Genomic DNA, 20,633 nt, shown 5'->3' on the forward strand with positions numbered 1-20,633 from the left:
CATGAAAAATTCCCATCGCACTCAGCATGGCACCGCACTGGTCGAGCTGGCGCTGATCATCCCGCTGCTGCTGCTATTGACCTTCGTCACCACCGAGTTCGGCCGTGCAATGTATGAGTACAACGCCGTCGTCAAATCGACCCGCGACGCGGTGCGCTACCTGTCGGTGCAGACGCCCAACACGCACGTCGCCGAGGCACGCAACCTGATCGTGTACGGCAACACCGCTGGCACCGGAACGCCGCTGGCACGCGGGCTGAGCCTTTCGAACGTGCCGGCCGGCAGTTGTTGCACCTGGCAGTCGGCCGGTGCGGGCCCGATCATCACCACGGTCACGGTGCGTGTCAGCAGCTACACCTTCCATTCGATGTTCCGTTCGGTGATGGGTGTCGTCTTCGCCGACGCGAACGGCAACATCGTCTTCAGTGACATCACCGCCACCATGAGGGCTCCGTCATGAGACACCACGTCAACGGCGCGACGACCGTCGAATTCGCCCTGGGATTGCTCATCTTCCTCATGTTCGTTCTGGGCATCGTCGACTTCTCGCGCATGCTGTTCACGTGGAGCGCGGCCCAGGAGGCCACGCGCACAGGGGCCAGGTATGCGGTGGTATGCGACGACACGGCCCAGCAGGCGCTCGTGCTCGCCCGCATGAAGGCGCTGCTGCCGCAGATCAACACCGTCTCGGTGGCGTGGGAGCCGTCGGGCTGCACGGCGGCGACCTGCCAGGGCGTCACCGTCAGCATCACCGGCCTGAACTACCAGTGGATCTCTCCCATCGTGGGCGCCACAGCGCCACTGATCCCCATGCCTGGGTTCTCGACCTACCTGCCGCGCGAGGTCATGCGCAAGGACCCGAACAGCGCGGCCATCTGTTCCTCGTAACGCACCGGACACGACCATGAAGATCGCCATCATTTCTCCCAATCCGAACCATCTCCAGGACATGCGCAAGGTCCTCGAGGCGCGCTCGCATCACGTGTCGCTTTTCGAAGGCGGCAAGAGCCGTATGCAGTGGGTCGTCGAGAAGGCGGCTCCGGAGCTCCTGCTGGTCGACGGCATGTGCTGCGATCTCCAGGAGCTCGCGCTGGTGGAGAAGCTCACGATGCAGCACCCGGCAATCGCGGTGGTGCTGCTGTGCGCCATGCAGACGCCGGAGTTCCTGATCCACGCGATGCGTGCGGGTGTGCGCGAGGTGCTGCCGTCGCCCTCTGACACCGTCGCGCTCGAAGCCGCCGTCGAGCGCATCGGGCTCAAGATGGCAGGCACGCAGGCCCGCAGCCCTGGGCAGGTCGTGGCGTTCATGCCCTGCAAGGGCGGCAGCGGAGCGACCTTTCTCGCGACCAACATCGCTCACCAGCTCTCGCGGGAGCGCTCGGTGCTGCTGATCGACCTGAACCTGCAGTTCGGCGATGCGCTGTCGTATGTCAGCGATATGCGGCCGACCTCCACGATGGCGGACGTTGCGCGCGACATCGGCCGCCTCGACGCCTCGCTGCTCGCGGCCAGCGTGGTGCGCGTGGCGCCGGGCTTCAGCATCCTGCCTGCACCCGACGATCTTTCGCGCGCGCTGGAGGTGAAGGCCGAACACATCGACGCGATCCTGCAGGTTGCGCTGCCGATGTACGACTTCGTGCTGTTCGACCTCGGCACGCGCATCGACACGCTCTCGATCAAGGTGCTGGACCGCGCGGACCGCATCTTCCCCGTGCTGCAGCCAAGCCTGCCGCACATCCGCAACGTGACGCGGCTGATGCAGGTGTTCAAGTCGCTGGGCTACGCACCAGGCAAGGTCGAGCTACTCGTGAACCGCAGCGCCGGCGGCGGGGAGATCGGGTTGTCGGACATGCGCCGCTCACTCGTCGGCGCGACGCTCACGATCGTGCCGGACGGTGGCAAGGACGTGGATGCGTCCATCAACCGGGGCGTGCCGCTGGCGGAGATGTCGCGCGGCAGCGCGCTCGCCAAGCGGCTTGCCGAAATTGCTCAAACGCTCAGTCCGCGGCAGGAGGCGACGCCCAGCTTCATCGGACGGCTCTTCCGCCGCGCATAAGTAGCACAGGATCATTCCCCAACAGCAAGGCAGGTTCCCATGTCATTCAGAGAACAGCTCAATGCGATCGAAGCCGATCCCACTGCACGGCCCGAAGGGCACACAGCCGACCTGACCACACCGCCCTTTGCGTCGGATGCCTACAAGTTGCTGAAGGAGCGCATGCACCTGAAGCTGCTGGAGCGCTTCGACCTGGCGGCGCTCGAAACCCTGAAGCCCGAAGTGCTGCGCCAGGAAATCTCGACCATGGTCACGCGGCTGCTGCAGGAAGAGCCCGAGGCGCTCAACGACATCGAGCGGCGCACGCTGATTCGCGACATCCAGCACGAGATGCTCGGCTTCGGGCCGATCGAGCTGTTGATGGCGGACCCATCCGTCTCGGACATCCTGATCAATTCGCACGAGAAGATCTACGTCGAGCGCCGGGGCCGGCTGGAGCTGACCAACGTCAGCTTCACCGACGAGAAGCACCTGCTGCGCATCATCGACAAGATCGTCTCGCTGGTGGGGCGGCGCATCGACGAGTCCAGCCCCATGGTCGATGCGCGGCTGCCCGACGGCTCGCGCGTCAATGCGGTCATCGCGCCGGTGGCGCTGGACGGGCCGATGATGTCGATCCGCCGTTTCGCGAAGATCCCGCTGCGCATGGAGAACCTCGTGAACGAGCTCAAGACACTGACGCCGCCGATGGCGCAGATGCTCGAGGGGCTGGCCCAGGCGAAGGTCAACATGCTCATCTCCGGCGGCACGGGCGCTGGCAAGACCACGCTGCTGAACATTTTGTCGGGCTTCATTCCGCCGACCGAACGCATCATCACCATCGAGGACGCCGCTGAACTCCAGCTGCAGCAGCCGCACGTGGCACGCATGGAAACGCGGCCGATGAACATCGAAGGCAAGGGCGAGATCACGCAGCGCGCGCTGGTGCGCAATGCGCTGCGCATGCGGCCCGACCGCATCGTCATCGGCGAAGTGCGCGGCGCCGAGGCGGTGGACATGCTGCAGGCGATGAACACAGGCCACGAAGGCTCGCTCACCACCATCCACGCCAATACGCCGCGCGATGCGTTGGCACGGCTGGAAAACATGATCGGCATGGCGAACCTGAACCTGCCGCACCGCACCGTGCGCCAGCAGATCGCTTCGGCCATCACGGTGGTCGTGCAGGTGCTGAGGCTGGTCGACGGGCGGCGCAAGGTCACCAGCATCCAGGAGATCACCGGCATGGAAGGCGAGGTGGTCACCATGCAGGAGATCTTCACTTTCCACCAGACCGGCATGGGGCCCGATGGCCTGGTGCGCGGCCATTTCCACGCGACCGGTGTCAGGCCGAAATTCGCGGAGCGGCTGCATGCCTATGGCGTGGACCTGCCCGACACCATGTTCGATCCGGCCAAGCACTACGAATAGGAGACAGCCATGTTCAGCAATCTTGGAGGCAATGCGCTCATCACCGTCACCGTGCTGGTTTTCGTGACAGTGCTGCTGATGATCGAAGGCCTGTACCTGCTGTGGCGCTCCTACAAGGGGCCCGGGGCGCGCAAGATCGAGAAGCGGCTGCAGGCGTTTTCCGCCGCGGTCGATCGCACACAACAGGCCCACCTGGTCAAGGAGCGCATGCTCAGCGAAGTGCCGTGGATGCAGCGCATGCTGCTGACGCTGCCGCGGGCGCACCGGCTGGACCGCTTCATCCTGCAGGCAGGGCTGGACTGGACGGTTTCCAGTTTCCTGCTGGCATGCGGCGCGCTCGGCGTGTTCGCGTTCTTCGTGACGGCGTGGGTGGGCCACCAGTCGATGCTGCTGTCGCTTGCCGTCGGGGTCTGCGCGGCGATGCTTCCAGTGCTCTACCTGCAGCGCCAGCGCAGCCGCCGGCTGGCCCACATGGAGAGGCAGCTTCCGGATGCGCTGGACCTGGTGACGCGCGCCCTGCGCGCGGGGCACTCGTTCGCCAGCGGCGTGCAGATGATCGGCGAAGAAATGGCCGACCCGATCGCCACCGAGTTCCGCATGGTTGCCGACGAGGTGAATTTCGGCGTCTCGCTGCAGCAGGCCCTGACCAACCTCAGCGAGCGCGTGCCGCTCACCGACCTGCGCTACTTCGTGGTGGCGGTGCTGATCCAGCGCGACTCCGGCGGCAACCTGACGGAGGTGCTGGGCAACCTGAGCAAGCTCATTCGCGACCGGCTCAAGCTGCTCGCGCGGGTGCGGGTACTGTCGTCCGAAGGGCGCCTGTCGGCCTGGATCCTGGGGCTCATGCCGTTCGCCCTGGCGGCGCTGATGAACATCTTCAACCCCGAATTCATGGCGCCGCTGTGGACGGACCCGATCGGGCAGACGGTGATCAAGTACATGCTGGGGCTGATGCTCGTGGGGATCGTGCTCTTGCGCAAGCTCGTGAAGATTCGCGTCTGAAGGAGAAGGACCATGACCATACTGTTTCCCATCCTCGTTTTCCTGGCCGTATCGCTGGCGATCGCCGGGCTGGCGGTCTGGATGTCCCCAACGCGCACCGCGCAGCGGCTGCAGGCAGTGGCGCCGTCGGCCGGCAAGGCGAACTGGACCGAGACCGCCGTCAGGATCGTCGGTCCCTTCGCGCAGTTGTCCTCGCCCACCGGCGACGCGGCCCTGTCACCGCTGCGCGTGCGGTTCCTGAATGCAGGCATCCGCTACCCGGATGCTTACCTCGTGTACTTCGGCATGAAGACGCTGTTGCCACTGGGCTTTGCGGCGCTCGCGTTCCTGGGGATGCGGACGACGGGGGCGACGGACGGCACGGAGATGATGCTGTACCTCGCGGTGGCGGCTCTGGCCGGCTGCTACCTGCCCAACATGGTTCTGTACGTGCTCATTCGCGCGCGCCGCCGCGAGATATTCGAGAACTTTCCTGACGCCGCCGACCTGATGCTCGTGTGCGTCGAAGCAGGGCTGGGGCTTGACGCCGGCCTGGCCAAGGTCACCGAAGAAATCCAGGTCAAGAGCGTGGCGCTGGCGCAGGAGCTGCACTGGACCAACCTCGAAATGCGCGCCGGCGCTACGCGCGAGAAGTCGCTGCGCAACCTGGCGCTGCGCACGGGCGTGGAAGAGATCGGCACCTTCGCGACCATGCTGACCCAGTCGGACCGGTTTGGCACCAGCATCGGCGAATCGCTGCGCGTGTTCTCCGACGATCTGCGCCACAAGCGCCAGGTTCGCGCCGAAGAACAGGCTGCCAAGGTGCCGACGAAGATGCTGCTGCCGCTGGTGCTGTGCATCTTCCCGTGTATCTCGATGGTGATCCTTACGCCGGCGGTGATTCGCATCATCCGGATGGTCATGCCGATGCTCAACGGGGCGTCTTGAATTGGATGCCCCTGGGACCCTGGGGCAACCCGGTGCGGCGCGCTGTTTCAGTGCGCCGGCGCCGTGTCGAGCTGGTGCTTCACCGCGTAGATGTACAGCTCGAGGCGGTTCGTCACGCCGAGCTTCTGGTAGATCGACGTGAGGTGGTTGCGCAGCGTGTGCTCGGTGACGAAGAGCTTCTCGGCCAGTGCCTTGTTCGAGGCGCCGCTGCCGGCCACGACGATGCGGACGATCTCCCGTTCTTTCTGCGTCAGGCTCGCCAGCCTGGTGGCTTCGGGGTCGGCCTTCGGGGGCTTCTTCACCGAAGTCAGCTGAGAGAAGACGCGGCCCATGGTTTGCGCATCGACGCAAAGCTCGCCTTTGTAGACGCGCTCGATGGCCTCGAGTACCTGCTGGGCCGGGGCGTCCTTGCGCATCACGCCGCGCGCGCCGTGCAGCACGGCGAGGTCGAGGGTGCGCTGCTCACGCTCTGCGGTGAGCACGACGACGCGCGACACCTCGTTCGACAAAAGCCTGGGCAGGATGTCGATGGCGCACCGGCCGTCGAGGTCGAGGTCGAGCACGATGACGTCGGGGGCGAGATCGTCCGAGGTTGCCACTGCGTCTTCGCAACAGCTGGCCGTGCCGACGACCCGCATGCGCGGCTGCTCGCCGTCGATCAGCCTTGACAGGCCCCACAGCATGGTCTGGTGGTCGTCCACGAGCAGGACACCGATGGAATGGGCAACTGGTTGCATGACTGATTCCTTCCTTGGCTTGTCTTTTTTAGATGGGAATTTCCACCAGCACCGCAGTGCCGCCACTCGCGCACTGGCGCACCTGCGCCCGCCCGCCGAGGGCCGCAGCGCGCTCGGTGATGGAGCGTGGGAGGAACTTCGTGAAGCTCTCTTCGCAGGCTTCGTTCTCGATGCGCAGCTGTAACTGCCCGTTCTTGCAGCCGAGGCGGACGCTGCCGTGTTGCGCCTGGGTGTGCTTGCAGATGTTGTTCAATCCCTCGCCCACCAGCTGCAGGACTTCCGCGGTCATCCGGTCGTCCAGTTGGACCTGGCCGTCGACGGTGATGGCGATCTCGATGCCGTAGAGCCCCTTGATCCGCTCGGCCTGGCGATGCAGATGGGGCAGTACAAGCCCGCAGGGGCTGTTCGCGCTGTGCTTGACCGCACCAGCGTAGCGGCGCAGGTCGGCGATCACGCCGTCGGCCACGCTCGCGAGCTTGTCGAGGTCTTCGCGCAGCGGGTTGTCGGCGGTCGCCTTCTTGCGCAGCGCGCACAGGCCCATCCGCAGGCCGATGTACGGCTGCACGGCCGTGTCGTGCAGGTCCAGCGCGAACTTCAGGCGCTCTGTAGCCGCGGCTTCGGAGGCCATCCGGTCGAGCACCTCGATGGTCTCGATGACCGGGAAGATCTGTTCCATCAGGTGCGCCAGGAACAGCGCGTCGGACTTGTTGAACAGTCCGTCACGGGACGACACGAAGACCCGGCCCTCGCCCAGCCGCATCGGCAGCGGGGCGCTGATGAAAGCACGGGCCTCCAGCATGGCGATCACTGCGGCGCAGCGCTGCGCACCTTCGTCGTCCTCTATGCGCCAGCCGCTTGCACCGGCTTCGAAGACATGGCTTTGCGCGCACAGCCAGTTCATGGGCCAGGGCAGGCGGTTGCAGAGCACGGTGTGGTCCGGCGCCAGCGCCATGAGAGGCGATTCGGCGATGCGGCCGATCGTCTCGACGCTGATGTGTTCGCAGGCGTCGTTCTTGCGCAGCGTGCGCAGGATCCAGTTGCCGGTGGATGTGTCCCGCGTCAGGAGGATGCAGTGGCTTGCCCTGAAGAAGGCCAGTGTCTTTTCCATCGTGCGGGCGACGGTGCGGCCGGCCCCGAAGCGGGGGTTCGAAAGCTGGCAGACATCGCCCAGGAGCGCGAGGCGCCGCTGCAGGCCCAGCTTCGAGCCGCCCCAATGCACGATCATGTGCCCCAGCGCCAGCAGGAAAGTGGTCCGCATCAGCAGCTGCGGCGAGTCGCCGCCCGTGCTGGTGGCCAGGCCGCAGGCGGCGAACGACGCGACCGACGCGACCGTCACGCGGGCGCCTTCCTCGAAACCCCAGCGGAACGAGGAGGTGAGGATCGCGAAGAAGTAGAAGAGGAAGAAAAGACTCTGGACGCCGTCGGTCACGAAGATGATGAGCGTGAACCACAGCACGTCGGACCAGTGGATGGCCTTGCCCTGGAAATACGGGCGGCCCATTCGCGTGCAGGCATACACCAGCAGGCTGTGCAGGATGTATCCGGAAAAGGCCAGCCAGACGGGAACCTGCAACCGGTTGTCACCGGCATCGACCGCGACAGCCAGCAGCGCGGAGACCGAGAGCACCAGCCGCATGCGGGCCACCATGAGGGCATCCGCGGCGACGCTTGCGTCGACGTCGGGAGCAGCAGTGGTGCGAGCCAGCATGGCGAAGGATCCTTGGCACCAGGCGCATCACGCCAGGCAGGCCATTCCGGAGTGGGTGGCAAAGCTCGGTGGTGTCATTTTGGAATTCATTCTTCGCACCTGAAAGCGATGTATGTGAAGGTTTCACATTACTACTTTCGTAGTCGAAGACAATTGGGGGTCGATGAGCCTGGCTGATTTGTGACGTCTGTTGCATTAAGAAACATTCATCCAGATCACAGGCTTTTTCGAATGCCTGTCGAGGGGGACGGCCCCGCCCGATGGCGAGAAGTACGCTATTTGCAGGTACCCGTTCGATGCGTTGCGGCGAGCCAGCCGCCGCCCCTCCAGGTTCACATCCGCCGTGCAACCAGGGCCGTGCGCCCCAGGGGAGTGACCCGCAGGACTACCGCCTGCTTGAACTTCTGCTGGTTCTGCCGGGTGCGGCAGGTCGGGGGAAGCGTGGCTTCCACCATGCCCGCCGCATTCAACACGGCCACCGAGTTGATCTCCGCTGGATCGTCGATGCGCAGCGGGAAGATCGAATTGCCGATCTTGCGCAGGTAGTCGAGTGGCATGACAGGCCATTCCTGGCCCTCGGCAGTCGTTGCAACATTGCCGGTCTGCAGGCTGGCGATCTCCGCGTGTCCCGCGTCCGTGATGGCGAACACCACGGCGCTCTCGTACTGTTGATAGCCGAAGTGATCGAGATGAAATTCGGCCTCGATGAGTCCGGTCGCCAGCAGGACCGATGCGTTCCTGATGTCCGGGTCAGCCGTGAGCGTCGCCGGAAACTTCTCGTGCAGAAGTCGAAGGAGGAGGGTAAGCGGCATACATGCTCCTATCTGGACCTTCCGTGCGTATCGAGCGGTTCGTCACTAGGTCCGAGGGTCGTTCGGGTTTAAATGTGATTTTTTCACTTTAGTTATTTTGTTTTACATCAACCGCCCGGCCTTGTCGATAGGAGGCACTCCACGACCATGAGGCCGTGGATGAAATCTGCTGTGGATTGCGAAAGAAGAGGGCGCCCAGGCAATGCGGGCGCCCCTGGCAGCCTCAAGGCGTGGTGAATGTCACCCGCTGTGCGATCAGCACGCCGTCGACCACCCGGTCTCCGACAACGGTCACCCGCTGGCCGTTGCCCAGGTTCGCTGCGGTGCCGTTCTCGAAGATGACGCCGCTGCCGCTGGCGTCCACGGGCTGACCGCGGACCTTGAAACTGGCAGGCGACTGGTACGCGCCGATGGCGCCGATCAGCGTGAACGATGCCGGGCCGCCCGTGCCCGGAACGTTGCGGATGCGCAGCTTCTTCACCACCAGCACACCGCCCGACATGAAGCCGTCGACCTCGACTTTCACGCCGTTGCCGAGCGATCCCACAGGGCCGCCCGTGATCTGCGCATTGGTCGCGTCGACCGGCGTGCCCAGCACCTTGAACGAGCCGCGCGAGCCGAAGTCGGTGATGACGCCCGCCAGCTGCACAGCGATGCCGTCGCTCACTGGGATGGCATACCAGCCCTGCACTGTCGTGGCCGTGAGCACGCTTGCGACCGGCGCGACAGTGCTTCGGGCGCGGACGATGATGCCGTTGGCAAGCGACGATGCGTTCATGCCCGTGAAGGCAGCCGAGCTGAAGTTGATCGTCAGCTGGCCGAGCGTGAATGTCTTGCCCACGGTGTCCAGGTTCTGCACGGTCCCTGTGACCAGCGGATCGGTCAGCGTGGGGGCGATCTGGATGCGCGTGGCGCGCAGGGCGCCCGGTGCGCTTGGCAGGCCCCACACCTGCACGATGCTGTTCAGGTTGATGTCCGCCAGTCCGTTCGCGTCGGCCCAGACGGTGGCCGAGTCGATGCTCACGACGGTGCCCATCACGACGAAGCTGCCGGCCGAGGTGTCGATGCCCGAAGCCGCGCCGCGCAGTTCGGCAGCCGATTGGACCTGGGTGGCGACGCCGCTGGTGAAGTTGGCGTCGACCTTGCCGGCGACGCGCGCGCTCATGCCGATCTGCAGCTCGGTGGCGTCTTCAATGGTGAAGGTGGCGCTGTCGGTGTCGTAGCGCAGCCCGTTGAGGATGATGCTGCCCAGGCCGTCCGCAGCACCGATGCCGGCGGCGTCGGCGGTCACGCCGGTGCCGCCCGAACCTACGCCGGAGCCGTCGGTGTTGCTGTTGCCGGCGGTCGTATCGCCGCCCGTGCCGCCTGAGCCGCCCGTGCCCGTGGAACCTGTTCCCGTTCCTGTCCCCGCTCCTGTAGAGGTATCCCCTCCGGTGCCTGTCTGCGTGGCGCCACCCGTGCCGAGGCCCAGGCCGCCCACGGAGCCACTGCCGCTACCTCCACCCCCGCCGCAGGACAGCAGCAGGGCCATGAGGCCGACGGACAAAAGGCCGAGCATGAGCCGGCGGGGTGTCTTCATCGTGTTCATGGCTTGGGCTCGCTTTCAGAGGGGCGGGGCGGCACAGGCGCGCTCTCGTCTTCGTAATAGGTGTAGATGCCGACCCTGATGCGCCCCTTTGCTCCGGCAGGAGCGCGGTCGACTGCCTGTGTCATTTCCTGCGTCAGCTCGTGGTGCAGGGTTGCCCAGCGTTCCCGGACGAGGCGCTGGATCTGCTCGCATTCCTGCAACGTGAGCCCGCGCGCGTACACCGCCCGCTCGAGCATTCTGGGCTCCTCGCCCAGGGTGTTGGAGACGGCAGCCAGCAGGTGGTCACGGCCGTTGTCTCCCAGGAAGGCCAGCATGGACTGGAGATCCTGCACCGGCACGAAGCCGTCGGCCGTGAGTTCGACCACTCCTGCGTCCTCGGTCACCATTTGCAGGCGCACCAGCTCGTCGAGGATGGTGCGATGGTGCACGTCGCCGCGGCTGCTCATTCGCGCCACGGCCTCGAAAGAAGGCGCGGCATTGCCTGCCGTGATGGGCAGGCGCCTGAAAGTGTCATCCTGAGTAAGCATCTGCAACCACAACGTGAAAGTCTTGGCTGCTGCCGACAGCTCGGTGTGGGGCAGGGGGTCGACGGTGGAGCGGACCTTGGCGGTCACCGCCTTGCGGTTCAGGCCGGTCGTGATGGACAACTGGCTCAGGTTGGGCTTGGGCACGCCCTGGTTGCGCCAGCTTCGCTGGGCCTCTTCGAGCAACAGGTCGCGCAGCAATTCCTCGAGGTGGGGGTGCTTGACCCCCATCGCGAGGGCGAGCCTTACCACCGGTCGAAGAATGCGAGCGCAGGCGGCGAGGGCCCAGTCCAGCCGATGTTCCATGGAGGCGAGCGTTATTCCTGAAGGTGCGGTTCAAAAGAGGATCAGCGGCAGCAGCCGCCGATCATTGCCCGCTATTGTCATGTGCAATAGTCACATGTGAAAGCTTTGGACCACTGTTTGCGGTTCGGCTTTACCCGGCGCAGGTTCCATCGGCCACACGCTTGACGCTGGTCCGGCCCGTGGCGCTGATGTTGACCAGGCGGGTCTGGCCGGCGCTGGGCGAGGCCCGGCAGATCGTGATGCTGGCCGGGCTGGCGCCGACGCCGGTGGCCTGGAAGGTGAGGGCGCTCGCCCCTCCTGTGTCGCGCAACTGGTAACCGCCGGCCGCGGCCGGCTGCTGCAGCAGCACTTTTGTGCCGCTCACCACGATCCAGCCGGTTTCCCATTGGCCCGAAGTGCTGCAACTGGCGCCGTCGGCCGAAACGCACAGGGTGACAGGAGCATTGCGCTTGATGGCCTCGCTGCGCGCAAGCTGGCCGCCGGCGACCAGTGCCGTGGCGTAGGAATTCAGCCGTGTCGACAGGCGTACACCGTCGAACGAGGGCACGGCAATGGTGATCAGCACCACCAGCACCGTCAGCGTGACCATGAGCTCGATCAGCGTGAAGCCGCCATGACGGCCTCGTGTGCTCTTGCTTTTGCGATTCACGGACCCGCCTATTTCTGGATGAACCAGTAGACCCGCCCCTTGGGCTGCTTGAACGCCGACTTGGGGGTGGCGCCCTTGGGGCTCAGGAAGGAGTCGGGCCTGGCGCCGATCACCACGTCGCGAATGCTGCCGTCGTCCAGCTGGACCCGGCCCACCACGGGCGAGGGTGCCAGGCCGCCGCCCACCACGTTCTGGAACCGCCCGTTGCTGTCCTGGGGCGCAGCGTTGGCATACGACACGTTGTAGACGTTGGCGGTGCCCAGGTCGGCGCGGCACGACTGCTGCACGCTTGGGTTGGTAGGCGTGTGCGTGTTGAAGGTGGTGATGCCGTAGGCCGTCACCGAAGCGGTCACAACCTGCTCGCCCGGGGCCAGGGCCAGATACCAGCCCTTCTTGCTCGCAAGGTCGGTGGCCGTGGGGGTCGCCGTGGTGGTGATGGCCTGCAGGGAGGCGTGGCACAGCACGGGGGTGCTGTTGCAATGGTCCGATTCGGAGCTCAGCCAGGCGGTGTCGGTGGGCTTGTCCACCAGCATGTAGAAGCGGTTGGCCACGCCGAGCGCGGAGTTGTAGTAGCGCAACGGCTTCTCGCGATCGCCGGAGCCCAGCAGGATCACGTACACGCCGTTGTCCAGGACCACGTCCGGCCCGAACATGAACTTGCGGTTGGGCGTGCAGGTGCTCACCGTATCGCAGCCGAGCGAGGCGATCTTCGTCATGCTCCAGCTGCCCGGCGTCGCGTCGCCGATGGTGATCCGGTAGACGTTGCCGCCCAGGTCGGCCGCGTAGGCGATCCGCGCCAGGCCGAGGCTGTCGCTGACGATGGTGACTTCGCCCGCCACGGCGCGGTCGGTGACGAAGCTGTTGAGCTGCGCGCCGGTGGCCGCATCGAGCACGTAGATGCGGTTGCCCTTGGTGCCCGTGCCGCAAGCCTGGGCGGCCGAGTTGGTGTCGACGTCCTCGCACTTGTCGTAGCCGCCGCCGAACACCAGCATCGGACTGTTGCCGGCGCCATAGCCGGTCGACTTGACAACCTTGGGCGCCGACCAGGTCTGGCCGATGCCGTCCATGCCGGTGTCGCAGCCGGTGTCGTTGTCCTGGTTCGGGCAGCCCTTGCGCCACTTGAGGCTGGGCGCAGCGGGATCGGACACGTCGAAGGCGTAGATCAACCGGCCGCCGCGGCGCATGCTCGCGAACAGCCAGGCGGTGGTGGTGCCCTGCCGGTAGGCAGCTACCGCGCCGTCCATGCCGTAGGGCTTGGGCGCCATGCTGCCGGTGGTAACCAGCAGGCCGGGGAAATTGATGCGCGTGCTGTTGTCGTAAAGCCGCTTGAGGCTGCCGTAGAACTCGGGCGGCACGAAAGACCACAGCTCATCGCCTGCCGCAGCCGAACCGATGGCCGTGCTGCGGTTGCCGTTGACGGCGCGCAGCACGCCGTCGTTGCCGCCGTAGAAAACCACCACCTGGGGCACGGCATCGGTGCCGTAGTTGATGGCCACGGGGCGCGAGTGCACCACGTCGCCGTGCACCGAGGGGCGCATGCTGGTGGAGGTAAGGGGGTTGCCGCTGGCGTCGGTGCGCTCGTCGCCCTTGTTGTCGGCGCCGCGGACCCAGTTGATCAGGTTGGTGCGGTCGGTGGCGCTCGCCACACCCAAAGCCGCCTGCGTGATGCTGCCGTTGCCGTCGGCGAAGCTGGTGAGCGCAGAGCAGGCGCCGGGTGCACAGGTCTTCATGTTGCGGCTGGCCACCGCGAGGCGGCGCAGCATGTAGCCCTGCGCGCCTTTCTCGACCACGTTGCCGTCCGGGCTGTCGGCCGCCTCCTTGCCGAGGCAGTCGCCGGAGGGGCGGAAGCTCCAGTAAGCGTCGGTGTCGCTCGGCAGCGGCGTCCAGTAGCTGCGCGCGCAGGGCGCAACGAAGCCGGTCTGGTTGTTCACCGCGTTGGCGCCGGCAGCGTCCTGCAGGACGAGCTGGCTGCTGCTGTCCAGGCCCAGCTTGTATTGCTTGAGGTTGCCGTTCCAGCGCGGCAGCGCGTCCTGGTCGGGGCGGAACATGCCGACGAACACCTGGTTCAGGTAGGTGCCCTGCGTATTCACGCTCACCGGCAGGCTCACCGAAGAAAACACGCTGTTGACCGACTGGATCTTGCTGAAGATGTCATCGAGCGCCGCACCCAGCGAAGCGCCCAGGTCGGGATCGGACGAAATGTCGTAGTACTCCCCCTTGCTCTGGGTGGCCATGCTCTTGAGCAGTGCGCTCCAGCCTGGGCCCTGGCCGCCGGTGGCTTTGGCAGCCTCGACCGTGTAGACCTTGACGCCCATGCTGGTCTGCAGGAACCGCGCCCATTCGTCGGCTGTGTTGTCCTGCGAGCCGCTGGGGCTCAGCACGATAGAAGTGGTGCTGCCGCCTGCGGCGAGCAGGGCGTCCGCGGAGGTCTTGCTGTCGCTGGTGTTGTCCTGCGCGGCGCCGTTGCTGATGTAGATGACGTACGTGCCAATGCAGTTTTCGGTGCTGGGGCCCACGTAGGTGGTGCTGTTCACCGCGTTCAGCGCGTTGCGCGGCAGCGCGTACACGGCCTTCGACGCGGCGGTGCCGTAGACGCTGCCGCTGTAGTCGGCCTTCAGCTTGTTGTTGCCGGCGATCGGGGCGCCGCTGGCCAGGTAGCGGTAGACCTCGGCCATGGTCTTGCCGGCCTTGCCGCCATTGGACTTGTCGTCGAGCTTGTTCAGGCTGCGGATGAGCGCGCCGTACTTGACCTTGGTGCCGTCGTCCAGCGTGCGCACCGCAGCGCGCACATAGCCTCCATCGGAGTTGGAGTTGCCGCCACCGGTCTCGGTGAACATCATCAGGCCGACCTTGAATTTGTTGGACGGCAGGCTTTCGAAGGCTTTCGCCAGCGCGGTGATCTCGGCCGTGAACGGCTGATTCCAGTTGGCCGTGTTGTCCAGCACGAACAGCACATTGGGCGCCTGGGTGGCGGCCTGGTTGTAGCCCACGAAAAGGTCGATGTCCTCGGCTCGCGCCTGGCTCAACGGCAAGGCAAGCAGGGCGGCGGCGCACAGTGGTGCGAAGAGTTTCTTTGTCATCATGGTGTCGGCCCGGTCGTATTGCACAGCGCTTCGAACTGCGCCTTGTTGAGCAGCGCTCGCACCCCCTGGCGCACGGCGGTGGTGGTGCCGCTGGTGGCATCGGTCACGGTGGTGCTGATGTCCCAGACCGAGTTGTATTGATCGGGCAGAGTGGACAGCCCCGAGCCGCTGCTGGAGGCCCCGCCGGTGATGCCGCTCGGTCCGGTCACGGTGCCACCGCCCGTGTCGACGGCCTTGGTTGCACGCACGCACACCGGCGCAGCGACCACGACCGTGTAGTCGGTGGTGCCGTCGTTGTTGATGTCGACCAGGCTCACGGTGGCCTGGGGCGGCGTCAGCGACGGGGTGCCGTCGGAATCCGGCGCCAGCAGGCTGCTGGCAACTTCCTCGATGGCGCGGTTGGCCGCGGCAACGGCTTCGTTGCGAGTCTGCAGGTTGCCTACCGATTTGAGATTGGAGCTGCTGAGATTGAACGCCGCGGTGACCGTGAGGGTGATCAGCAGCAGCATGATCATCCCGATGAGCAGCGCAGCACCCTGCTGGCGGCGCATGGCCGGTGTATGAGTCATGGCGTCTCCCTCCGCCCGGTCACGTTGGTCAGGCGCACGGTGGTGGAAAACGCGTGGCGCTTGTAGTGATCGTTGAACGGGCCCAGGGTGGCGGAGCCCAGGTTGTAGGTGCGTGTGTCGGTGTGGCCCGGCGAAACCTCGGTGCTGCGCGCGAGCACATGGAGCTTGACCGCCACCACGTTCACCAGCTGGTCGGCAGTGCAGGGCGCGGCGACGCTGCAGTGCACGAAGCTGCCGTCGGGGCTGCCGTCGCCGCGGTTGGCGGGAGTCAGCCTGACCGCCGGATCGGCCCAGTCGATGGCCGCGGCGTAGTTCACGGCGGCGCTGGTCTTGCCGATCGTGTCCAGCCCGAACTCGACCCTGAACCCCTCGACGCCCTCGATCAGCGGTACCGGGGGCTGCTGCGCCAGGGCGCCGCCCACGAAGTCGAAGCGCGAGCGCGCCAGCGTGGGCACGCCGTCACCCACGGTATCGGCGTAGTCGCGCACGTAGTAGATGTCGGCAACGAGCTTGCGCTTGGGCGAAGGCGTCGTGCAGTCCTTCTTCAGCATGTTGCCGAATCCGGCGGTGGACAGGTCGAAAGACGAAGGCTTCTGCGTGCCGCACAACGAAGACTGGAAGTACAGGTTGCCGGCGATGTCCGCCTCGCAGTTGGGTGCGCCGGGCAGGCAGGTCTCGGCGTGCCGCACCACGAGGACGTCGGTGTTGGCCTTCTTGTTCTTGAGCAGGTCGGTGCAGCTGGCAGGCACGGTCTCGTAGCTCTGCACCGGCAAGTCGAGCAGCTCGCGCTTGTAGTCGTCGGTCCAGTTGACCAGGGAGTAGGGCAGGCAGGGGTCGGGCGGCGTGCCGGTTGGCACGTGCTCCGGCACACCGTTGACCGTCAGGTCGTCGAACTGGGGCATGTAGTTTTCCCAGAACCCGGCGTGGGTGAGCTCGTTCTCCAGCACGAAGACACTGAGGCGCCCACTTTCGATCTGGCGGTTCACGCGTTCCATTTCGCGCTGGGTGTTGCTCACGTTCAGGAACAGCGCGAGCAGGGCCGCCACCACGATGAGCATGATGGTGACCGCCACCATCAGCTCGATCAGCGTCAGCCCGCGCTGCCGGTTGCGCGACGGGCTCATGAAAGGGCTCCGATGCGCACGAGCGTGGTGACCGCTCGGCGGCACATGTCGCTCACGCAGCGCGTGCCAGCGGTGTCATACAGGTCCTTGCCGCAGGCCACGCCGGCGGGGGGAGCGCTGATCGGCACCAGGCCCTGCCAGGCGATGGTGACGAGGTATTCGTTGTTGCCCATGTCCTGCACGCAGCCGCGCCCGCCGATCACTGTGCCGAGCCTGCTGCTGCCCGAGGTTTCTGCGGCGCCCTGCAACGCGTTGCACCACTCGGCGCTGTCCACCTGCTGGCGCGTGCCGGTGGCAGTGGGACACGTGTTGCCGCTGCCCAGCGGGGCGCTGGTGACGTAGCTCGAGGCCATCCGGCGATTGATCGCGATACGGCTGGCCATGTCGTTCAGCATGATCAGCGCCTGCGACCGCTGGTACGACTCCATCTCCGACGCCTGCAAGCGCGCCTGCAGGCCCACTAGGCCGAACAGCCCGAAGGCCACCACGACCAGGGTGACGAGCACTTCCAGCAGGCTGACGCCGCGCTGGGCACTTCTCACTGCGCTTCTCACCATTTCTCCGCCGGCGTCTTCACGCCGTCGCTGTTGAGGGTGAGCGCGCCGTCGCCGGTCTGGCCGCCGATCGGGGTCAGGGTCAGCGTGTAACCGGGGACGCCGGTCGTCGTCAGGACGATGTCGTAGCTGTAGTTGCTGTTGACTTCCGCCGGCAGCGCATAGCCGCTGGCCGTCAGCGCGGTCTTATCGGCGTAGCTGCGGTTTGCAAGGAGGAACTGCTGCTGCCGGTTGGCAATGTCCATCATCTGCGCCTGCGCCGCCGACCGCTTGGATCGCACGACGTACTGCCGGTAGCTGGGTAACGCGACAGCCGCCAGGATGGCCACGATGGCCACCGTGATCATCAGTTCGATCAGCGTGAAGCCACCGGTTTTGCGCTTGTGCGAGGGCTCGTTCATCCGTGATCCGTCAGAAGTGTTTCACATTGTTATAAATGTGAATTTATCACATTGAAACTGGCCGCGGACCTTTTTCTAGCTTTCGCGGCATGGACGCAACGCGTCGCAATAGGTGGTTCGAGGGGTGTTTTGTCGAGGCCAAAGCAGGCCGGAGGGCCCGCCAAGAACAGGACAAATGCCCCTTTCAGTTCCCGCGCGAGGTGCGCAAACTGAAGCAATGGACCCGAACCCGACCAGAAATTTCGAAAGCTTGCGTGCCGGCCTGCATGTCCTCAGAGCGGACATTGGCCCAGGCGCAACCTTGACCAAGTTGTGCACTCAACGGCACGGAACAGGCGTGCTGATCCCGGACCCATTGGCCGGAATCTGTCGAGCGGTCAGGAAGACATGCGACGCGTATCTGGAATTCGAGCCGACTCAGCTGAAAGGCGCGGCGCGCCTGGTGCGTGCGCCCGCGGAAACCGCGACTCGCTTCTTCTGGCCGGAAGTCCCCGGCTCGAGCGTTCTTTTCCCCGTGAACGGGTTCATTGCCGGCTTCCTTTCCAGCAATGAGTTCATCGTGGACGACCAGATCACGTACTCCGTCTACTCGCTGAAGCCCGCAAATTCAGCGCCCATGGAGAAGATCGTGATCCGGTGCCACTGCTGCCAGCAGCGGATGCGAGTCCGGCCGGGCCGGAATCTGGTAGTCACGTGCCCGTCTTGCGGAGCCGACACAGATCTGGATCCGTTCTGCTGAAGCCGCCAGGCATTGACGCATCTCTGATTCAGTCTGGTGCCGCCGCCTGAGGCCCGAGGAAGAACTCGACCGCCCGCGCGACCACCCACGGCACGATGACGTGATCGCCGTCGAAGGGCTGCAGCGTCAGGTCGTGCCCGCTCTCCAGCAGCCGTCGCGCATGCGGGTGGGCGCTGGTCTCGATCGGCAACTGGCTGTCCGAGCGCCCGTGCGCCAGGAACACGCGCGGCTTCCCCGTCTGCGTGAACGTGTTCATGAAGCCCGCCGACAGCCCGATCACGTGGCTGGCCACGTCGCCATTGGTCAGGCCGAGAGACAAGGCGTAGCTACCGCCATCGGAAAAACCGGCGAACGCCAGGCGCTCGGGGTCGATGCGGAAATGCGTGGCAACCGTCGACAACGTGCCATCGAGCCGTTCCAGATCGGGGCCATGTCCGCCGACCACGATGTCCCACGTCGGGTACATCGACTGCGGGGCCAGCAGAAGAAAGCGCCGCGCACGCGCATGGGACACGAGATGCGGCAGCACCCGGTTGGCCTCGCCGCCCGCGCCGTGGAACATCACCAGCAGCGGCAACGGTGCATTGGTGGGCAGCCCCTCGGGCACCACCAGCACCGCTTCGCGCCCTTCGGCGAACGAGAGGCCGTGGCGGCCGGGTAGCAGCGGCGCGGCCACGGGCGCGGCGCCCGGGCGGAAGCTCATGCGGCCGGTCAGCGCGCCGCCCAGCAGGCTGGCGTCGATCATTCGATCGCTCCCACCTGCGACGACACCTGTGAAGAGGCACAGGCAATGCCGCGAAACACCGCGCACTGCGCGAAAGACTGCGCCGACAGCGGCAGCTCCTTGCGGCGGCAGTACTTGCTGGTGAGCTTGAGCAGTTCCTTGATGTCGCGGCCGCTGGCGCCGGCATATTCGACCACCAGCCTGTCGATCACCGCACCCGGAAGCTCCACGCCCAGCTGGATCGACAGCGTGGACCAGAGCCGGCGCGCGTCGTCGGGGCCCGGCGGTTGGTAGTCGATCACCGCGATGCAGCGCGACAGGATTGCCTCGTCGATGTCGCCGACCCGGTTGGTGGTCATGAACAGCAGGCCGCTGAAGTACTCCAGCGTGCGCAGGAACTCCGCCACGATGGCGTTGTGCTGCAGGTCGTTGTCGCGTCGTCGGATGTACACGTCGGCCTCGTCCAACAGCAGCACGCAGTCCCAGCGCGCGGCGCGCTGAAGGATCTTCGTCAGGCTGGCCTCCACCGAGTCGGCCGTCACGCCGAGCTGGCCCGAATGCACGCGGTACAGCGGCTTGCCGACCACTTCCGCATAGACCTCGGCGGTAAGGGTCTTGCCCAGGCCCGGCGCACCCTTGCACAGGATGGTGGTGCCGCCCGACTTGCCCGGCACCACGTCTTCCACGAGGAAGCAGCGGTCGGCCGTGAGGATGTCGATCAGGTCGCGGTGCGCCTGCGGCAGCACCAGCCGCTCGCGCAGGCCGGGCTGGTACTTGTATTCCTGCACGTGCTGCGCATGGACCCAGATGTTGCGGTGCCAGTCGAGGTGGAACAGGTGCAAGTAGCAATGCTGGGGAATGCGGTCGAAGCCGCTGTCGACACCACTCTCGCGCCAGTAATGCGGATCGGCAGCCAGGTCGAAGCGGCGCTGCAGCAGTTCCTCGTCGTTCACGCAGCGCGCCAACGCGCCTTCGGGCAGCCGGTGGCACGCCATGCCTGCCCGAGGGCCTTCGCCGGCCGTCCAGGCGCTGCCGTCGATAGTGAACTGGGCACCGAACTGCGGCTGCAGCTTCGTGAAGCACGCCACCTGCTTGTCGTACTCGCGCCTGAACTCGGCGCACTCCTTGTGGAAGCCGTGGTCGGCAAAGAGGCCGGCCAGCGTGCGGCCGGGCAGGTCTTCCGCGTAGAAGCTCAGGCCCCAGGTCATGCCCGCGAAACGCAAGCGCGGTTCGGAGGGCGGCTCGCGGCCGGTGGCCTGCAGCGTGTTGGCCAGCAGGCCCACCAGCACGTAAGCCTCGTTGTCCGCCGGTTGCACAAGGCGCACTGCATGGACCAGCCAGGGCAGCAGTACGCCGTCCTTGCCGCGCTGGTAGAGCCAGCCATCGATCAGGTCACGCGCGAGCCACTCGGTCAACGCCGGGACCATCGACTCCAGGCTGGAGATGGGCTTAGCGGGCGGTTCGCCGTTGAGGTTGTCCAGCGCGAGCAACTGGAACACCAGGTCGCGTGAGCCGGCAGCCAGGCCCAGCTGGAAGAGCAGGTTGAGCGAGTGGCCGTCGAAATGGCAACTGGACACGACGCGCACACCGCTGCCGGCGCCAAGCCCACCCAGTTGAAGGCCAAGCGGCGTTTGCGCGCCAACCTGACCCTGCAGCGCAGCGGCCAGCATCTCCGGTATCTCGAGTTCCACGGTGTCTCCTCGTGTCGCCTTCGATGCTA

The 20,633-nt window shown here is 65.8% G+C and carries 20 protein-coding genes; 7 read left to right on the forward strand and 13 right to left on the reverse strand.

Annotated elements, in window-relative coordinates; translation table 11 throughout:
- Position 1 precedes the first annotated feature (1 nt).
- The 6 genes from AC07O3_RS04000 to AC07O3_RS04025 are packed head-to-tail and all read left to right on the forward strand — an operon-like array spanning position 2 to position 5,395.
- Positions 2 to 460: a TadE/TadG family type IV pilus assembly protein gene (locus tag AC07O3_RS04000; RefSeq protein ID WP_307614193.1), complete on the forward strand. Its 459-nt coding sequence runs from the start codon at positions 2 to 4 to the stop codon at positions 458 to 460.
- Entirely contained in the window at positions 457 to 888 is a 432-nt protein-coding gene (locus AC07O3_RS04005) for a TadE/TadG family type IV pilus assembly protein (RefSeq protein WP_307614194.1), read from the forward strand. Before AC07O3_RS04000 ends, AC07O3_RS04005 begins: the two co-directional genes overlap by 4 nt.
- A 16-nt stretch (positions 889 to 904) precedes the next feature.
- Complete coding sequence (locus tag AC07O3_RS04010) at positions 905 to 2,056, forward strand: CpaE/TadZ family protein (RefSeq protein WP_495338631.1); 1,152 nt, start codon at positions 905 to 907, stop codon at positions 2,054 to 2,056.
- 39 nt (positions 2,057 to 2,095) lie between these two features.
- On the forward strand, positions 2,096 to 3,466 hold the full coding sequence (locus AC07O3_RS04015) for a TadA family conjugal transfer-associated ATPase (protein WP_307614196.1): 1,371 nt from the start codon (positions 2,096 to 2,098) through the stop codon (positions 3,464 to 3,466).
- A 9-nt stretch (positions 3,467 to 3,475) separates the two neighbouring features.
- Positions 3,476 to 4,468, forward strand: a complete 993-nt coding sequence (locus AC07O3_RS04020; RefSeq protein ID WP_307614197.1) for a type II secretion system F family protein — start codon at positions 3,476 to 3,478, stop codon at positions 4,466 to 4,468.
- 12 nt (positions 4,469 to 4,480) lie between these two features.
- Positions 4,481 to 5,395 (forward strand): type II secretion system F family protein, encoded by a 915-nt coding sequence (locus AC07O3_RS04025; protein WP_307614198.1) that lies wholly within the window; start codon positions 4,481 to 4,483, stop codon positions 5,393 to 5,395.
- 47 nt (positions 5,396 to 5,442) lie between these two features.
- Here the strand turns inward: AC07O3_RS04025 and AC07O3_RS04030 are convergent, their stop codons facing one another.
- The 11 genes from AC07O3_RS04030 to AC07O3_RS04080 form a co-directional block, all read right to left on the reverse strand.
- A complete protein-coding gene (locus AC07O3_RS04030; protein WP_093173670.1) occupies positions 5,443 to 6,132 on the reverse strand; it encodes a response regulator in 690 nt (229 codons plus the stop codon).
- 28 nt (positions 6,133 to 6,160) lie between these two features.
- Positions 6,161 to 7,840 (reverse strand): sensor histidine kinase, encoded by a 1,680-nt coding sequence (locus tag AC07O3_RS04035; protein WP_426393118.1) that lies wholly within the window; start codon positions 7,838 to 7,840, stop codon positions 6,161 to 6,163.
- Between the two features lie 332 nt (positions 7,841 to 8,172).
- The gene (locus AC07O3_RS04040; RefSeq protein ID WP_093058382.1) at positions 8,173 to 8,652 is read right to left on the reverse strand and encodes a hypothetical protein; all 480 of its coding nucleotides are present in this window, start codon (positions 8,650 to 8,652) and stop codon (positions 8,173 to 8,175) included.
- A 223-nt stretch (positions 8,653 to 8,875) separates the two neighbouring features.
- Positions 8,876 to 10,231 (reverse strand): DUF5666 domain-containing protein, encoded by a 1,356-nt coding sequence (locus tag AC07O3_RS04045; protein ID WP_495338632.1) that lies wholly within the window; start codon positions 10,229 to 10,231, stop codon positions 8,876 to 8,878.
- Between the two features lie 5 nt (positions 10,232 to 10,236).
- Entirely contained in the window at positions 10,237 to 11,070 is an 834-nt protein-coding gene (locus AC07O3_RS04050) for a DUF6502 family protein (RefSeq protein ID WP_489012881.1), read from the reverse strand.
- Between the two features lie 130 nt (positions 11,071 to 11,200).
- Entirely contained in the window at positions 11,201 to 11,719 is a 519-nt protein-coding gene (locus AC07O3_RS04055) for a GspH/FimT family pseudopilin (protein ID WP_426393120.1), read from the reverse strand.
- Positions 11,720 to 11,727: 8 nt separating this feature from the next.
- Positions 11,728 to 14,799, reverse strand: coding sequence for a pilus assembly protein (locus tag AC07O3_RS04060; protein WP_495338633.1), 3,072 nt, complete (start codon positions 14,797 to 14,799; stop codon positions 11,728 to 11,730).
- A complete protein-coding gene (locus tag AC07O3_RS04065; protein ID WP_093058386.1) occupies positions 14,799 to 15,371 on the reverse strand; it encodes a hypothetical protein in 573 nt (190 codons plus the stop codon). The genes AC07O3_RS04060 and AC07O3_RS04065 overlap by 1 nt, the downstream gene beginning before the upstream one ends.
- Positions 15,368 to 16,495 carry a PilW family protein gene (locus AC07O3_RS04070; protein ID WP_093058387.1) on the reverse strand — a complete coding sequence of 376 codons (1,128 nt, stop codon included), beginning with the start codon at positions 16,493 to 16,495 and terminating at the stop codon, positions 15,368 to 15,370. The genes AC07O3_RS04065 and AC07O3_RS04070 overlap by 4 nt, the downstream gene beginning before the upstream one ends.
- Positions 16,492 to 17,052: a type IV pilus modification PilV family protein gene (locus AC07O3_RS04075; protein WP_093173658.1), complete on the reverse strand. Its 561-nt coding sequence runs from the start codon at positions 17,050 to 17,052 to the stop codon at positions 16,492 to 16,494. The genes AC07O3_RS04070 and AC07O3_RS04075 overlap by 4 nt, the downstream gene beginning before the upstream one ends.
- Positions 17,046 to 17,450 carry a type IV pilin protein gene (locus AC07O3_RS04080; RefSeq protein WP_097199288.1) on the reverse strand — a complete coding sequence of 135 codons (405 nt, stop codon included), beginning with the start codon at positions 17,448 to 17,450 and terminating at the stop codon, positions 17,046 to 17,048. The genes AC07O3_RS04075 and AC07O3_RS04080 overlap by 7 nt, the downstream gene beginning before the upstream one ends.
- A gap of 337 nt (positions 17,451 to 17,787) precedes the next feature.
- Here AC07O3_RS04080 and AC07O3_RS04085 point away from each other — a divergent pair, with 337 nt between their 5' ends.
- Positions 17,788 to 18,189 carry a hypothetical protein gene (locus AC07O3_RS04085; protein WP_495338634.1) on the forward strand — a complete coding sequence of 134 codons (402 nt, stop codon included), beginning with the start codon at positions 17,788 to 17,790 and terminating at the stop codon, positions 18,187 to 18,189.
- 28 nt (positions 18,190 to 18,217) lie between these two features.
- Here the strand turns inward: AC07O3_RS04085 and AC07O3_RS04090 are convergent, their stop codons facing one another.
- Positions 18,218 to 18,934 carry an alpha/beta hydrolase gene (locus AC07O3_RS04090; RefSeq protein ID WP_495338635.1) on the reverse strand — a complete coding sequence of 239 codons (717 nt, stop codon included), beginning with the start codon at positions 18,932 to 18,934 and terminating at the stop codon, positions 18,218 to 18,220.
- Positions 18,931 to 20,604, reverse strand: coding sequence for an AAA family ATPase (locus tag AC07O3_RS04095; protein ID WP_495338636.1), 1,674 nt, complete (start codon positions 20,602 to 20,604; stop codon positions 18,931 to 18,933). The genes AC07O3_RS04090 and AC07O3_RS04095 overlap by 4 nt, the downstream gene beginning before the upstream one ends.
- Positions 20,605 to 20,633 lie beyond the last annotated feature (29 nt).

It is taken from the genome of Variovorax sp. GW821-FHT09D05 (assembly GCF_059416325.1).

Excerpts from the sequence above, each read along its gene's own strand:
- AC07O3_RS04035 (WP_426393118.1), bottom strand. The coding sequence starts at position 7,840 with ATGCTGGCTCGCACCACTGCTGCTCCCGACGTCGACGCAAGCGTCGCC.
- AC07O3_RS04005 (WP_307614194.1), top strand. The coding sequence starts at position 457 with ATGAGACACCACGTCAACGGCGCGACGACCGTCGAATTCGCCCTGGGA.
- AC07O3_RS04020 (WP_307614197.1), top strand. The coding sequence starts at position 3,476 with ATGTTCAGCAATCTTGGAGGCAATGCGCTCATCACCGTCACCGTGCTG.
- AC07O3_RS04030 (WP_093173670.1), bottom strand. The coding sequence starts at position 6,132 with ATGCAACCAGTTGCCCATTCCATCGGTGTCCTGCTCGTGGACGACCAC.
- AC07O3_RS04025 (WP_307614198.1), top strand. The coding sequence starts at position 4,481 with ATGACCATACTGTTTCCCATCCTCGTTTTCCTGGCCGTATCGCTGGCG.
- AC07O3_RS04000 (WP_307614193.1), top strand. The coding sequence starts at position 2 with ATGAAAAATTCCCATCGCACTCAGCATGGCACCGCACTGGTCGAGCTG.
- AC07O3_RS04065 (WP_093058386.1), bottom strand. The coding sequence starts at position 15,371 with ATGACTCATACACCGGCCATGCGCCGCCAGCAGGGTGCTGCGCTGCTC.
- AC07O3_RS04070 (WP_093058387.1), bottom strand. The coding sequence starts at position 16,495 with ATGAGCCCGTCGCGCAACCGGCAGCGCGGGCTGACGCTGATCGAGCTG.
- AC07O3_RS04015 (WP_307614196.1), top strand. The coding sequence starts at position 2,096 with ATGTCATTCAGAGAACAGCTCAATGCGATCGAAGCCGATCCCACTGCA.
- AC07O3_RS04060 (WP_495338633.1), bottom strand. The coding sequence starts at position 14,799 with ATGACAAAGAAACTCTTCGCACCACTGTGCGCCGCCGCCCTGCTTGCC.
- AC07O3_RS04040 (WP_093058382.1), bottom strand. The coding sequence starts at position 8,652 with ATGCCGCTTACCCTCCTCCTTCGACTTCTGCACGAGAAGTTTCCGGCG.
- AC07O3_RS04045 (WP_495338632.1), bottom strand. The coding sequence starts at position 10,231 with ATGAAGACACCCCGCCGGCTCATGCTCGGCCTTTTGTCCGTCGGCCTC.
- AC07O3_RS04075 (WP_093173658.1), bottom strand. The coding sequence starts at position 17,052 with ATGGTGAGAAGCGCAGTGAGAAGTGCCCAGCGCGGCGTCAGCCTGCTG.
- AC07O3_RS04080 (WP_097199288.1), bottom strand. The coding sequence starts at position 17,450 with ATGAACGAGCCCTCGCACAAGCGCAAAACCGGTGGCTTCACGCTGATC.
- AC07O3_RS04050 (WP_489012881.1), bottom strand. The coding sequence starts at position 11,070 with ATGGAACATCGGCTGGACTGGGCCCTCGCCGCCTGCGCTCGCATTCTT.
- AC07O3_RS04010 (WP_495338631.1), top strand. The coding sequence starts at position 905 with ATGAAGATCGCCATCATTTCTCCCAATCCGAACCATCTCCAGGACATG.
- AC07O3_RS04090 (WP_495338635.1), bottom strand. The coding sequence starts at position 18,934 with ATGATCGACGCCAGCCTGCTGGGCGGCGCGCTGACCGGCCGCATGAGC.